The sequence below is a fragment of the Nostoc sp. UHCC 0302 genome (genome assembly GCF_038096175.1).
GTDB lineage: Bacteria > Cyanobacteriota > Cyanobacteriia > Cyanobacteriales > Nostocaceae > UHCC-0302.
In genome coordinates, this window is record NZ_CP151099.1 from 5,765,847 (window position 1) to 5,779,100 (window position 13,254).

Annotated in this window: 14 protein-coding genes; 11 read left to right on the plus strand and 3 right to left on the minus strand. The window is 40.1% G+C overall.

Annotated elements, in window-relative coordinates; translation table 11 throughout:
- Positions 1–83 precede the first annotated feature (83 nt).
- From WKK05_RS25035 to WKK05_RS25070, 8 genes are all read left to right on the plus strand, one after another.
- The gene (locus tag WKK05_RS25035; protein ID WP_341525753.1) at positions 84–2,021 is read left to right on the plus strand and encodes an ATP-binding protein; all 1,938 of its coding nucleotides are present in this window, start codon (positions 84–86) and stop codon (positions 2,019–2,021) included.
- Positions 2,022–2,051: 30 nt separating this feature from the next.
- Positions 2,052–3,329, plus strand: coding sequence for a hybrid sensor histidine kinase/response regulator (locus tag WKK05_RS25040; protein ID WP_341531186.1), 1,278 nt, complete (start codon positions 2,052–2,054; stop codon positions 3,327–3,329).
- Positions 3,330–3,567: 238 nt separating this feature from the next.
- Positions 3,568–4,029, plus strand: coding sequence for a hypothetical protein (locus tag WKK05_RS25045; protein ID WP_341525754.1), 462 nt, complete (start codon positions 3,568–3,570; stop codon positions 4,027–4,029).
- A 50-nt stretch (positions 4,030–4,079) separates the two neighbouring features.
- Complete coding sequence (locus tag WKK05_RS25050) at positions 4,080–4,649, plus strand: 3'-5' exonuclease (protein ID WP_341525755.1); 570 nt, start codon at positions 4,080–4,082, stop codon at positions 4,647–4,649.
- A gap of 177 nt (positions 4,650–4,826) precedes the next feature.
- Positions 4,827–5,165 (plus strand): carbon dioxide-concentrating mechanism protein CcmK, encoded by a 339-nt coding sequence (locus WKK05_RS25055; RefSeq protein WP_341525756.1) that lies wholly within the window; start codon positions 4,827–4,829, stop codon positions 5,163–5,165.
- 59 nt (positions 5,166–5,224) lie between these two features.
- Positions 5,225–5,416 (plus strand): hypothetical protein, encoded by a 192-nt coding sequence (locus WKK05_RS25060; protein WP_341525757.1) that lies wholly within the window; start codon positions 5,225–5,227, stop codon positions 5,414–5,416.
- A 70-nt stretch (positions 5,417–5,486) separates the two neighbouring features.
- Positions 5,487–6,659 (plus strand): pyridoxal phosphate-dependent aminotransferase, encoded by a 1,173-nt coding sequence (locus tag WKK05_RS25065; RefSeq protein WP_341525758.1) that lies wholly within the window; start codon positions 5,487–5,489, stop codon positions 6,657–6,659.
- A gap of 80 nt (positions 6,660–6,739) precedes the next feature.
- Positions 6,740–7,177 carry a secondary thiamine-phosphate synthase enzyme YjbQ gene (locus WKK05_RS25070; RefSeq protein ID WP_341525759.1) on the plus strand — a complete coding sequence of 146 codons (438 nt, stop codon included), beginning with the start codon at positions 6,740–6,742 and terminating at the stop codon, positions 7,175–7,177.
- A 115-nt stretch (positions 7,178–7,292) separates the two neighbouring features.
- Here the strand turns inward: WKK05_RS25070 and WKK05_RS25075 are convergent, their stop codons facing one another.
- From WKK05_RS25075 to WKK05_RS25085, 3 genes are all read right to left on the minus strand, one after another.
- Positions 7,293–7,991, minus strand: a complete 699-nt coding sequence (locus WKK05_RS25075; protein WP_341531187.1) for an SDR family oxidoreductase — start codon at positions 7,989–7,991, stop codon at positions 7,293–7,295.
- A gap of 11 nt (positions 7,992–8,002) precedes the next feature.
- Positions 8,003–9,057, minus strand: a protein-coding gene (locus WKK05_RS25080) for an IS630 family transposase (RefSeq protein ID WP_341525019.1) whose coding sequence is annotated in 2 segments (ribosomal slippage) — positions 8,003–8,662 and positions 8,665–9,057 — 1,053 coding nt in all. Because the reading frame shifts where the segments join, the coding sequence is not laid out codon by codon here.
- Positions 9,058–9,284: 227 nt separating this feature from the next.
- Positions 9,285–10,268, minus strand: a complete 984-nt coding sequence (locus tag WKK05_RS25085; protein ID WP_341525760.1) for a dienelactone hydrolase — start codon at positions 10,266–10,268, stop codon at positions 9,285–9,287.
- Between the two features lie 261 nt (positions 10,269–10,529).
- Between WKK05_RS25085 and WKK05_RS25090 the strand changes: the two genes are divergently transcribed.
- From WKK05_RS25090 to WKK05_RS25100, 3 genes are all read left to right on the plus strand, one after another.
- On the plus strand, positions 10,530–10,925 hold the full coding sequence (locus tag WKK05_RS25090; protein WP_341525761.1) for a hypothetical protein: 396 nt from the start codon (positions 10,530–10,532) through the stop codon (positions 10,923–10,925).
- A gap of 385 nt (positions 10,926–11,310) precedes the next feature.
- A complete protein-coding gene (locus tag WKK05_RS25095) occupies positions 11,311–13,077 on the plus strand; it encodes a WD40 repeat domain-containing protein (RefSeq protein ID WP_341531188.1) in 1,767 nt (588 codons plus the stop codon).
- A complete protein-coding gene (locus WKK05_RS25100) occupies positions 13,062–13,244 on the plus strand; it encodes a hypothetical protein (RefSeq protein WP_341525762.1) in 183 nt (60 codons plus the stop codon). The genes WKK05_RS25095 and WKK05_RS25100 overlap by 16 nt, the downstream gene beginning before the upstream one ends.
- Positions 13,245–13,254 lie beyond the last annotated feature (10 nt).

Here is a 13,254-nt window from a genome sequence, read left to right on the forward strand (position 1 = left end):
ATTTTGTTCGTGCTTTATCACTTAATAGTTTGGGAATACTGAGGCTATAGGAATATATTGCCAATCCAATAACCTCCAACATTATGTTGATACTTTTCAACTATCCTTTGAACTCAAACGGTTTTGTTCCCCACGGACATTGTTATCTTTGGAAAACTGGACTAGTTGCGCTACACATTATTTCTGATGCTGCGATCGCTCTTGCTTATTATTCTATTCCCTTCCTACTGATTTACTTCATTTCTAAGCGGAAAGACGTTCCTTTCAACGGAGTCTTTCTATTATTTGGGGCTTTTATCATTGCCTGCGGTACTGGACACTTGATGGATATTTGGACGCTTTGGCATCCAGATTACTGGATTTCAGGTGTTTTAAAAGCTATAACTGCAATTATTTCCATATATACAGCATTTGCGTTAATTCATCTCATGCCTCAAGCTCTGACACTACCTAGCCCTGCACAATTAGAAGCAATTAATCAAGTTCTCACAAGTGAAATTGTCGAGCGTAAACGCATTGAGCAAGAACTACGTCAAGCAGAGGAAATTGCTCAAAATGCTAGCGAAGCCAAGAGTGAATTTCTCGCCAACATGAGTCACGAACTACGTACACCTCTTAATGGCATCTTAGGCTATACACAAATCCTTCAACGCACAGAATCTTTAAGCGAAAAAGGACGAAAAGGAGTCAGCATTATTTACCAATGTGGTTCTCATCTATTAAATCTAATTAATGATGTCTTGGATCTTTCCAAAATTGAAGCCCGAAAGTTGGAATTGAATCCTGTTGATTTCTACTTACCTGCGTTTATAGACAGTGTAATTGAAATTTGCCGCATCCGGGCAGAACAAAAGGTCATCGCCTTTGATGTCCAACTCGATCCTGATTTGCCAACGGGCGTTAGTGCTGATGAAAAACGCTTGCGACAAATATTAATTAACTTGCTTGGTAATGCTATTAAATTTACACAACAAGGTAGTGTAACTTTCAAAGCTCAAGTCATTAGTCAAGAATTACAAGATTTAAAACAAACAGAGAAGTCTTCACTGTTAACTTCGGGGAAAAATGACAGTAGAGAAATCATTAACTACAAAATTCGTTTTGAAATAACAGATACCGGCACAGGTATGACTCCTGAGCAAGTCAAGAAAATTTTTCTGCCCTTTGAGCAAGTAGGAAATCAGAAACGACAAACTGAAGGTACAGGCTTAGGATTGGCAATAAGTCAAAAAATTGTTTCGTTGATGAATAACCAAATTCAGGTACAAAGTGAGTTTGGCAAAGGTAGTACTTTCTGGTTTGAGGTGCAATTGCCAGAATCTAAAGACTGGGCAAAATTTTCTAGAGTGATTGAACAGGGAACCATTATTGGTTATCAAGGGCAAAAACGCACTATTTTGATTGTGGATGACAGATGGGAAAACCGCTCGGTGATTGTAAATTTACTAGAGCCAGTTGGGTTTACTGTTGTAGAAGCTGGCCACGGTCAAGAAGGATGGGAACAGGCTCTAGTCTACAAACCAGACTTGATTATCACCGACCTAGTAATGCCCATAATAGATGGATTTGAGTTGATCAAACGTTTGCGTAAGTCTTTTCCATTTAAAGATATTCCTATCATTGCTTCGTCAGCGAGTGTGTTTGCAAGTGACCAACACCAGAGTGTTGATGCTGGCGCAGATACATTTCTACCAAAGCCTATAGAAGCTGAAGCATTGCTGAAACTGCTGCAACAATTTTTGCAACTAGAATGGATTTTTGACGGGAACGCAAACACAAACAAAAAAAACTATGTAGGTAGTTTGGCTCATTCATCTGAGATTATTTCTCCTGCCAAAGAGGTTTTACAACAGTTACTAGAACTGGTGCAAGACGGCGATATTCAAAGACTTTTAGAAATGGCTGAACAACTTTCCAAATCGAACGAACAGCTAAACACTTTTAACCAGCAACTTATCCAGCTTGCCAGCAACTTTCAACTCAAACGTTTGGAAACTTTTATTAACGAATATATCAATTAATTCTAGATAAACTTCACTTGGAAATCCATGATGAGCAAGACCCTAGATACCGGATTTATTTTGATTGTGGATGATAACCCAACAAATTTGTCTCTGCTTTGCGAAGCGCTCAATAGTGAGAAGTTTCGTTTTCGTGTTGCAGTTGATGGAGAAAGTGCGATCGCTCAAGCCGAACGTAATCAGCCAGAATTGATTTTACTGGATATACAAATGCCGGGTATTGACGGATTTGAAACCTGTCGTCGCCTGAAAGCTAATCCTGTTACACAAAACATTCCGATTATTTTCACTACAGCCTTAGCAGATACGGAGAGTAAAACCAAAGGATTTTCTCTGGGTGCAGTAGACTATATCCCCAAACCGTTTGCACAAGAGGAAGTCATTGCTAGGGTGCGTGTACATTTACAACTTAAGCGATTGACTAACTCTTTGGAACAACAAGTTAGCGATCGCACTACTGCTTTGGAAAAAACCCAAGTCCAACTGGTACAGCAAGAAAAACTATCAACGCTGGGAGAGTTAATCGCTGGGATTGCTCATGAAATGAACAATCCCATTAGCTTTATTACCAGCAATATTCCGCCTCTAAAGGAATATATTGCAGGAGTGACCCAGCTGCTTTTACTGTATCAACAAGAGTATCCTAGCCCGACAGATAAAATTACTGCTGCTGTGAAGAACTTGGATCTGGAGTTCGTTCTCGAAGATATGCCAAAAATTTTGAACTCACTTCAGTTAGGAGCTAGTCGGATTCAGCATCTTTCTAATTCACTCCGAACTTTCTCTCGCTCGGATAGTGATACCAAAATACCTATGGATTTGCACCAAGGGCTGGATAGTACACTAATGATTTTACAGCACCGTCTTAAGGCTAATGGCGATCGCCCATCTATTAAAGTTATTAGGAATTATGGAACATTACCACAGGTATATTGCTTTGCTGGGGAGATGAATCAAGTATTTATGAACATTCTGGCAAATGCAATTGATGCTCTTGATGAAGCCATAATGCAAGGTAAAATCAGCAATCAAATTCCTCAGATTCAGATTGCAACAGAGGTAGATTCTGAACAATTGGTTGTAATTCGGATTGCTGACAATGGGATCGGTGTTCCTGAACGAGTTAAACAACGGCTGTTTGAGCCTTTATTTACTACAAAAACTGTTGGTAAAGGCACTGGACTTGGCTTGTCGATAGCTCATCAAATTATCGTGGAAAAACACAATGGGACATTAGGGGTGAATTCTCTGCTAGGTACAGGAACCGAGTTTACGATCAGGATTCCTAATATAAAACATGATTTTTGAAGAAGAATTCAGAAGCGATGCCCTGAGTTTCGACTGCGCTCAACTACCGCCTGTCGTACCCCTCCGGGGAAGCAAGCTACGCGTTCGCGAAGCGTCAGAATGCAGTTAGTGGGGGATTAAGACCCGCCACTACTTAATAAAGTAATAATTATACTTACGTTATAATCTAGTATTTATCATAGTGGTAATTGGGTACTGGGCAATTTGCCAAATTTATAATCCCAAACCGTTATGTAAAATGAATCGAATTTCAAATAATCAATTAATGGTAGAACGCTTAGAATCTCTCAAAGCTGGAATTATTGGGGGATTATCTCTAGGTTTTGCGTTCGTAATCACAAATTTGATAAATAATCTAGTGCTAGCAAAGTATTTTGAGATACTTGCAAGTTTGCAAATTGGTGTTAGTTGGTATTGGTTGGTGAGTGGTGCAATCGCTGGTTTTTCTGGGTTGCTATTTGGTGTAACCTATCGCTATATCATCCGTTTAGACAACAATCCTCAACTTAAAACTGGTGGCGTATTGGCATTTGGCTTAGTACGCGGATTAACCCAGATAGAAGTTGGATGGAATTCTGCTGAGACAATTTTACCTTTTCTAGTGCTGGCTTTTGAGAGTGTATTATGGTTTGCAATGGCTGCGATCGCTCTTGATATCGCTATCAAATTTGGCTGGATTCAACCTTTTTCATCAACCTAAATTCTTAATTCTTAAGCATTCAAAAAATTTATATAGACTTATTACCTAATATGAAAATTCAGAAAGCCGACTATTATCTCATAGTTGATCTGGAAGCTACGTGCTGTGAAAACCGAAGTATCCCGCGTCGCGAAATGGAGATAATTGAAATCGGCGCGGTGATGCTCAATCGAGCAACATGGAAAATTGATGCAGAATTTCAGGAATTCATTCAACCCGTAAGACATCCACAATTAACGAAATTTTGTACCGAATTAACTAGTATTCGGCAGCAAGATGTTGACCAAGCATCACAATTCTCTGAAGTAATTTCTCGTTTTAAAGAGTGGATTTACTCATTTCCCAATTATATTTTTTGCTCTTGGGGAGAGTACGATAAAAAGCAATTTATTCAAGATTGTGCTTTTCATAATATTCCCTATCCTTTTACGCCAGAACATATAAATATCAAAAAAGAGTTTTCAGAATATCTTGGTGTATCTAAGAAATTTGGTATGGCAGAGGCTCTCAATCAACTGGGAATAGAGTTAAAAGGAACACATCATCGCGGTATTGACGATGCTCGCAATATTGCATCTATCTATAAACATATTCAAACAAAAAACGTAGCTAATGATTGAGGTAATACCAATTAACGAAAATCCTGATATATATAGATTTCTCGTAGGGGCATGGCAATCCCATGGCCTTACCAGCGTATTTGTATCATTATTAAAATAAAATGGTATAAGTTGTAAACAACCACAAGTGATAGGATTTTGGTTGTGTTATTCTTACGACTAAAATTTTAAATCAGTATGACATTGGCGCTGGGCATGATAGAAGTTTATGGAGTTCCCGCAGCAGTAGAAGCGGGAGATGCGATGTGTAAAGCTGCCCGCGTTACGCTTGTTGGCTATGAAAATACTGATTTGGGAAGAATTACTGTGTTGATTCGGGGAAATGTGGGCGAGGTGAATGTGGCTGTAGCCGCTGGATTAAAAGCGGTGTTGCGAGTTGATGGCGGCGAGGTACTTTCCGATCGCATTATTCCTCGTCCCCATGAGAATCTAGAATATGTTTTACCAATTCATCGCAGCGCCGATGTTGAACAGTTTAGTGCAGATATCCGGTTTCCCCCACCATTGTCAGTTTAGCGGATAGCACAGCACCGCAGGGTTTTCAAATCAACGCGATCACAATACATCGCAGTGTTATGCCAATACATCGTGATGTTATGCCAATACGTCGTGGTGTTATGCCAATACATCGTGATGTTATGCCAATACGTCGTGGTGTTATGCCAATACATCGCAGTGTTATGCCATTGCATCGTGATGTTATGCCAATACGTCGTGGTGTTATGCCAATGCATCGTGGTGTTATGCCAATGCATCATTTAGTTTAAAGAACAAAAACCAACATTAAAAAGTGTAGATACGAGAGACAATTAAATGTAGCTTAAGTATCACGATCACATGGAATCTCTTACTTCTCGTATGCAGGCGGTGCAGTCGCCGATTATCCCTGTAGTTGGTGAACTGATTAAAAACTCTCCTGGAACAATTTCATTAGGACAAGGTGTAGTTTCTTACAGCCCACCACCGGAAGCTATAGAACTTTTGCCCAAATTCCTCGCTGAACCTGCTAATCATCTCTACAAAGCAGTTGAGGGAATTCCCCCCTTATTAACAGCACTGGCGGGAAAATTGTTTGCCTTTAACGGCATTGAAATCAACGAAGAAAACTGCATCGTAGTTACAGCCGGGAGCAATATGGGGTTTATGAACGCCATTCTTGCTATTACTTCCCCTGGTGATGAAATTATTCTGAATACACCTTATTATTTCAATCACGAAATGGCGATCGCAATCGCGGGTTGTCGTGCAGTCTTAGTAGGAACAGATGAAAATTACCAATTACGTCCAGAAGCGATCGCGCAAGCAATTACTTCTAAAACACGCGCAATAGTAACAATTTCACCGAATAATCCTACAGGAGTTGTCTATTCAGAAGCAGCATTACGGCAAGTAAGTCAAATATGTGGCGCTCACGGCATTTATCATATCAGTGATGAAGCCTATGAATACTTTACCTACAACGGAGTAAAACACGTTTCCCCTGGTGCATTTGGTGGTAATAATTACACAATTTCCCTTTATAGCCTTTCTAAAGCTTACGGTTTTGCCAGCTGGCGCATTGGTTATATGGTGATTCCTAAACATTTACTTGTTGCTATTAGAAAAGTTCAGGATACAATTTTGATTTGTCCGCCTGTCGTTTCTCAGTATGCGGCTTTAGGAGCATTGCAGGCAAAAGAGGAGTATTTAAGAGACAATATTGGTGCAATTGCCCAAGTGCGACAACTAGTACTCGAATCTCTTAACCGCTTACAAGATTTATGTAGCATTACTTCTGCCAATGGTGCTTTCTATTTTTTCCTCAAAATTCATACTCAGATGGATGCTTTTGAGTTAGTTAAAAGACTGATTCAGGAGTATCAAGTAGCAGTGATTCCAGGTACAACCTTTGGTATGGAAGAGGGATGTTATCTGCGAGTTGCTTATGGTGCACTGCAAAAAGAGACAGTCAAAGAAGGCATAGAGAGATTGGTACGAGGTTTACAAATGATAGTGGGGAGTGGAGAGTAGAGACGCGATTAATCGCTAAGTAGGCAGAAATATTTTAGTGTAATACTAACTCGTCATTCATAATTAATAATCACACAAATATGCCAATTATTAATAAGTTAATTGAAATCGAAACTAAGCCAGGAATTAATATTCATAATATAACGCAACAAATTCAAGAATTTATTGATTCAGCATCAATTAAAAATGGTCAAGCTTTAGTATTTTCTCGACACACTACAACCGCTTTAGCTATTAATGAAAATGAAGTTAGATTGTTAGAAGATGTCAGAGTATTCTTACAGAAATTAGCACCCGAATCAGACCGATACTTACATAATGACTTGCATTTAAGAGATGTCCCAGAAGATGAACCAATTAATGCTCATTCTCACTTGATTGCAATGATGCTAAACACTAGTGAAACAATTCCCGTTGTGGATGGAAAATTAGCTTTGGGAACTTGGCAATCTGTATTGTTTTTTGAATTGGATGGGCCTCGTAAAAGGACTGTGTTTATACAAATTTCTGGAGAGTAAAAAATTAGAAAACTATGGTTTGTAGAGACGCGTAGACGCTCGAAGAGCGGCTTCTCGTAAGAGTATAATCGCGTCTCTACTCCAAACTCCTGTACAGACGCGATTAATCGCGTCTCTACTCCAAACTTAACTCCGCAAACTCTGGCTGCCCAAACAGCATATTTCGGTCAATTGCTGATAATACTTTATTATTAGTGCGCTGAGAATTTAAAGAGCGGACAACCAACTGCGCGACATCTGCACGATTGATACTGCCAGCAATACGCGGATCTTCAGTTAATATGCCATTGCCTGTTGCTGGTTCTGACTTTAATCCACCAGGACGGATAATTGTGTAAGTTAATCCACTAGCAATTAAGTGTTTTTCAGCTTTATCTTTTTCAGTTAATACAGGCCCCAGTGTTTTCAAAGCTTGAGGAGGCAAAGCAACAGCACTATTGCCGCTGCCAATGGAAGACACAAGAATAAACTTTTGCACTCCACCTTTGACTGCGGCATCAATCAAATTTTTATTACCGAGAAAGTCAGCTCTTTCACTGTCTACAGGCAACCCGCCAATAGTACTGATAACAGCGTGGATAGGTTCACCTGTGAGTATTGCACGTTCTACATCATCAATATTTAAAGCATCTCCCAAAACTACCTGAATATTCAATGCTTCCAGTTCAGCAGCAGCAGCATCAGTTCTCAGGAGTGCTTTTAACTTGAAATTTTGTGCTGTCAATTGTTTAGCAATCTCTCGGCCAACACCGCGACTTGCCCCAGCCAGAAAAATGTAAGATGTAAGTAGGTAGGCACCGAAATTTTCTACTATGTAACAAAATCTTAAGTTGATAATCTAGAGCTAAATTTTACACGATGTGTGTTGTGATTGTTTTTTTTTCCTCTAGCTTGAACACCATTGATGACGGCGTAAGCGAGATCTAGCTCATCATCAAATGCTTGCCCGGATAACTCATCTTTCTTGAGATGTTGCCATTCCAATTCAATTGGATTCATTTCTGAGCAATATTTCGGGAGAAAAAAGATGTACAAACCCTGACTTTCCCATTTTTTCCACAATTGTTGAACTTCTTGGCAGCGATGTATTGGCCCGTTATCTTGCACAATCACGCTGATACGTCCAGTTTCTTGGGCTTGTTTGGCTTCTTTCTCCATCATTTCTATATAAGATTTACGGTCAACACCACCGATAACTAAACCGTAAACAAAACTGATTAAAGGTTGGAGAAGCCCGATAATACTTAATCTGCGACCACGGCGTTTAGTCTGTTCTAACCGTTTTTGCTCACCTCTAAAGTAATATGTATAACTAGGTTCGCTCCACATACAGAACCCTGACTCGTCTAGGTATTTCAGGTCTATTTCACCAGTGGCAGCAGCTAATTCCAACATGTCTAGGTCTGCTTGCTTGTTTGCTCGTGCTACTGGGTCTTGTTTTCCTTTATGGCTTTTCCTTGTCCGTTTCCAATCGACCCCCTTTTTTTGAGTACCCGTCTTAATCTGTCGGCACTCATCTCAACGTTGCGTTCTGTTTTCAACTTCAAAGCTAACTGAGAACTATTGTATGTGCGTGGCTCGTTTCTGAGGCATTCTTCTAAAAATATCATGTCATCCTCAAGCCACTTTGGTTTCCCCCCTCGCCCAGGAGATTCCCAAAGCCCTTCTGTGCCCAGTTTTTGCCATTGATGCAAAACTTTTGTGACTGTTTTTTTGTGACAATCAAAGTGATCTGCTATCTTCTCTACATACCAACCATGTGCATTTAGCCTGATTATTTCCGCCCTGTCTTTGACTTTCTGTGGTACATCCTGTTTTCTCAGATTTAGTAAAGTTTGGTCTTGCTCAGGAGTCAGAAATACCCTTAAACGCGCACCCATACACCAACTACCTTGTAGATGCATTATCAGTCTTTACATATCTTAACATAGCTGACTTTTTTGGCACCTACCTACTTACTTGCCATATCAATCAATTTTAGATTTTAGATTACTTATTGAACCCTTATGGATCGGTGAGGGAGATGAGGGAAATAATTTAATGACTAACTCCTGTACAGACGCGTAGACACTCGAAGAGCGGCTTCTCGCAGAGTATAATCGCGTCTCTACTTCCGCTCAAAGGATTTTATCAGAGGATTAGTAGCATTAAGCAATTGTTCTAGCTGCTGGGAAGCTTCTGGTTGAAGGCGAATATGAGTATCAATAAACAAGCCAATGATTTCACCCATCAGCAGACGGAAGTTTTCTTGGGGTTGGGTGGCGGGGAAGTCAAGAAAGGGTCTACCTGTAGTAGAGTCTAGGCTATCAGCCATCGAAAAGTGATTTGCTCCTTCTAGAAGTACTAGATAGCTGTCATTTCGTCCCCCTGCGATCGCTTCAGTGAATGTCCGGATGACTGGGGTGGTAGCATTACCAGAATCTACACCATAGCGATCGCTGCTATTAGCAATCACTCCATCACAGGTTCCTCCTATCAGTAGCAGGGGTAAGGTGTCTGGTAACGGTAACATAGTACCTGGCTCATACCCTAAAGCCACCCCGCCAGTGTTATGTGCGCCGTAAGCAAAAGCCGCACTGACTTGCGGGAAAAAACTGCGATCGGCATTTTCTATGGCTACTCTCCCACCAGCCGAGTGTCCGCCTAAAATAATTCGTTGTAAGTCAAGCGTCCCTGCTAAAATCCCCTTTGTCTGTAAGTCTTCCAGTTTCGCTAAAATTGCTGGCAAAGCCGCAGCAGTCGGAGCAGTACCATAGACTTCTGGGTTCCAGTTCGCCAAATCAACCCCAGGAGTCAAGCCAACAATTCCAGGAATGTTTTCCGCTATCCAGTTAAATAGAACTATCACCAGCCCCCGTTTAGCTAGTTCAACTGCTAGCCATTGGTATTTTTGGGCTTCACAGTTAACACCATTGAAGAAAATCACTACCGGAAAAGGAGCCTGTTCTGGATCTACAGGTACAATTCCCATATCCTTTTCTAGATGACTCCCAGACATTTTTGCTGGATAAAAAATTTTCAGATGAACTGTATCGTAAGGGGATTTAGCACTCTCAACCTTGGCAGCTTCAAAAAAAGCACGAACTAGCATCTGCTGCTTCCTTACATAATTTCAAGCAAATCTTTATATTGCCCTAGTGTACAACTAGCTGTTTAAATCTAAAAAAGAGAAACATTAAAACCTTTGTTTCCAGGTAATAAAAAAGGCTAAGACACGAAAACACCAAGTATTTCTGACGAAGGTAATAATAATCACAAAATATTTCCGTGAAGCAATTATACTTAACCCTATTGTAGGAAGTATTTTGTCAGTAATTATGCCAATCTAGCGAGTAACTGCTGAGATAAACTTATGGCTAAACAATCGAAAAAAAACTTAGAAGCATCCCACGATGTTAGAGTAGTTGCCACTACAAGAATTTGGGGACTTACAGTAGGCATTCTGGCGATTTGCATTCCACTTTCAGTTGCCACTAGAAGCGGTGCTGTTCTTCCTTTAGTTGCTATTGGTGGTGCAACAGTTGGTACGGTTGCTGTTTGGCGTTCTAATGAAGAAAAATCGCAAACTCCATATCTACAACAGCAGCAGGTAGAACTGTTAGAGCAGAGAATAGCGAATTTAGAAACAATTATTAGCAGTCATGACTTTGAGTTACAAATGAAACTTCAACAGCTAGAAGCAAGCGATACTTTAGGCAAACCTTCTGGTATAGACAATACACTCAAGAGACAAAAACACAAAGCCTAGAATCAGTCAAAATTGATTATTTATGACAATTTTAGAGTCTTGTACCGAAATTAAGATGCGCTAGTTGACTTTCGTATAGGTATTTGTTAATCTCACGCCGCTATAACCCTGATCTTTCTCTCAAATCATAGCTTCCTTGAGATATAGAACTGTTTCTAGGGAAACAGTATCTCGTTCTCCAGATTCGTTAGAATTGACTGACATCAGTTAATTAAATGTTCAAATACTATCTAAGGGGTAACTTGAGGGCGAATAAATGCTGATAGCTGTGTTTTATTAGACTGCTAGGATTACTGAATTTTTAATTAACTTAAGATTATAAACTTGAGTAATAGCAATGGTATAGCTTACCGTAGGTATGCAATAATGTGCCGTTATAATGCAAATGGACTGGATTAGCTTACTAAAAGCTCAACAAGCTGACTTTCTTCAACGTGTGAAAAAACTCAAGACTTACGACTTGTCTTTGTTGGAAAGTCAAGTCAAAGGTTGCCACACCGAGGTTATGGCATTTTGGGGAGGGCCATTGGCAAAAATCCTGGAATTTTCTCGTCAACAAGCAGAGATTATCTCCAAAAATCCACCGCCAACGCCACCTGAATATCCTGAACCTCCCGATTGGGTGATTCCTTTTCCCAGCTACTTCCAGCAGCAAGCGGAAGATTATTTTTTACGAGAGCAAATCGTTGAACAGGTGATAGCTGAACGCCTGGGCAAGCTGCTAATAAAAGTCCCACAAGATACCTTACAAAACATCGTCTTAGATGATGAAGGTAATTTGCGTGGCGAAAGTAAATTTTCTTACGTGGTTAAGAATAATCCCGAACTGAGTGTTTTAGTTTACGTTGCTGATGGCGAAAGTTTTAACGGTATTAAGAAAAACAAAATCAGATGGTCGGTTACTCAAGAGGATTTAAAAAATCACCAATTATTAATTTTTCTATGTTTGCTTTATCCATTTGCAGGTAAATTAGGTTACGAAAAGCAAGCTGTAATTACAGGGTTTTTACCTTCAAATCAAATAGAATTAACTGAACCAAAACTGTACATTTCTCCCAGTAACTTGTTGTATGCAGGGGGATTGAGTTGGTATTTAGAATCATTAACTACTAAAAAAGAAGCACCACCAGTAGTTGATGAAAGAACAACGGCAGAGACAATTCAAACTTTGCCCCCAGAGCATATTCTTAAAGAAATTGTAGGTGATTGGGAATGTTGGCAAACTCTCCAAGGGCATACTAGAGGAATTAATTGCCTTGCCTTTAGTTCATATAAGAATGGCAAAACTACGCCCATATTGGCTAGTGGTAGTCGTGGAGAGACAAAGTTATGGGATTTAAGTAAAGGTATATTAATAGATACATTATCAGAACAGCCTTGGGTGATGTCTGGGCTGGTGGATGAAGTAAATTCCTTGGCGTTCAGTTCTGATGGGCAAACTTTAGCAAGTTGTGGTGCAGACTCTACGATTAAGATTTGGCACGTAGGCGCATTAGACTTGATAGATATTTTGCATAAGCATAATGGGATAGTGCGGTGTGTTGCTTTTACGCCAGATGGCAGGATGTTAGCTACTGGTGGGGATGACAGAAAAATTCTATTTTGGGATTTAATGCAACGTCAGGTAGCGATCGCACTCTCTTTAGATGATACCGCGGCTCACTCTCTGGTTTTGAGTCAAGACGGGCAAACTCTGGTTACAGGTAGCTACCGCAAAATCAAAGTTTGGGATACCTCAACCCCAACGAGGGGAAAAAATCTCAAAGAGCAAGAAACAGAACCGCTGCATATGTTGATGGGTCATTCTCACATCGTTAGTTCACTGGCGATGAGTGAAGATGGTAAACTACTCGTCAGCGGTAGCTGGGATCAGACGATAAAAATTTGGCAGTTAGAAACTGGGAAATTACTTCGCACCCTCAAAGGTCATAGAGATAGAGTATATGCGATCGCTTTAAGTCCTGATGGACAAATTATCGCCAGTGGTAGTGCTGATAAAACCATCAAATTATGGCATCTACAAACTGGGGAATTGCTGGGTACGTTTACAGGACATGGCAACACAGTCACAGCATTAGCTTTTACCGCTTCTGGTGAGATGTTGGTTAGCGGCAGTTTGGATAAGACAATTAAAATTTGGCAACGGAGTTAGTAGAGACGCAATTAATCGCGTCTGTTCATCCACCTTTTATCTCTGTTAACGAGTCTTTGAACTGGATGAATCCACCTTTTATCTCCGTTAACGAGTCTTTGAACTGGATGAATCCACCTTTTATCTCCGTTAACGAGTCTTTGATACCCGTGGACAACAAACTTTAAAAAATCTCTG

Excerpts from the sequence above, each read along its gene's own strand:
- WKK05_RS25035 (WP_341525753.1), top strand. The coding sequence starts at position 84 with ATGTTGATACTTTTCAACTATCCTTTGAACTCAAACGGTTTTGTTCCC.
- WKK05_RS25040 (WP_341531186.1), top strand. The coding sequence starts at position 2,052 with ATGAGCAAGACCCTAGATACCGGATTTATTTTGATTGTGGATGATAAC.
- WKK05_RS25045 (WP_341525754.1), top strand. The coding sequence starts at position 3,568 with ATGAATCGAATTTCAAATAATCAATTAATGGTAGAACGCTTAGAATCT.
- WKK05_RS25050 (WP_341525755.1), top strand. The coding sequence starts at position 4,080 with ATGAAAATTCAGAAAGCCGACTATTATCTCATAGTTGATCTGGAAGCT.
- WKK05_RS25055 (WP_341525756.1), top strand. The coding sequence starts at position 4,827 with ATGACATTGGCGCTGGGCATGATAGAAGTTTATGGAGTTCCCGCAGCA.
- WKK05_RS25060 (WP_341525757.1), top strand. The coding sequence starts at position 5,225 with ATGCCAATACATCGTGATGTTATGCCAATACGTCGTGGTGTTATGCCA.
- WKK05_RS25065 (WP_341525758.1), top strand. The coding sequence starts at position 5,487 with ATGGAATCTCTTACTTCTCGTATGCAGGCGGTGCAGTCGCCGATTATC.
- WKK05_RS25070 (WP_341525759.1), top strand. The coding sequence starts at position 6,740 with ATGCCAATTATTAATAAGTTAATTGAAATCGAAACTAAGCCAGGAATT.
- WKK05_RS25085 (WP_341525760.1), bottom strand. The coding sequence starts at position 10,268 with ATGCTAGTTCGTGCTTTTTTTGAAGCTGCCAAGGTTGAGAGTGCTAAA.
- WKK05_RS25090 (WP_341525761.1), top strand. The coding sequence starts at position 10,530 with ATGGCTAAACAATCGAAAAAAAACTTAGAAGCATCCCACGATGTTAGA.
- WKK05_RS25095 (WP_341531188.1), top strand. The coding sequence starts at position 11,311 with ATGGACTGGATTAGCTTACTAAAAGCTCAACAAGCTGACTTTCTTCAA.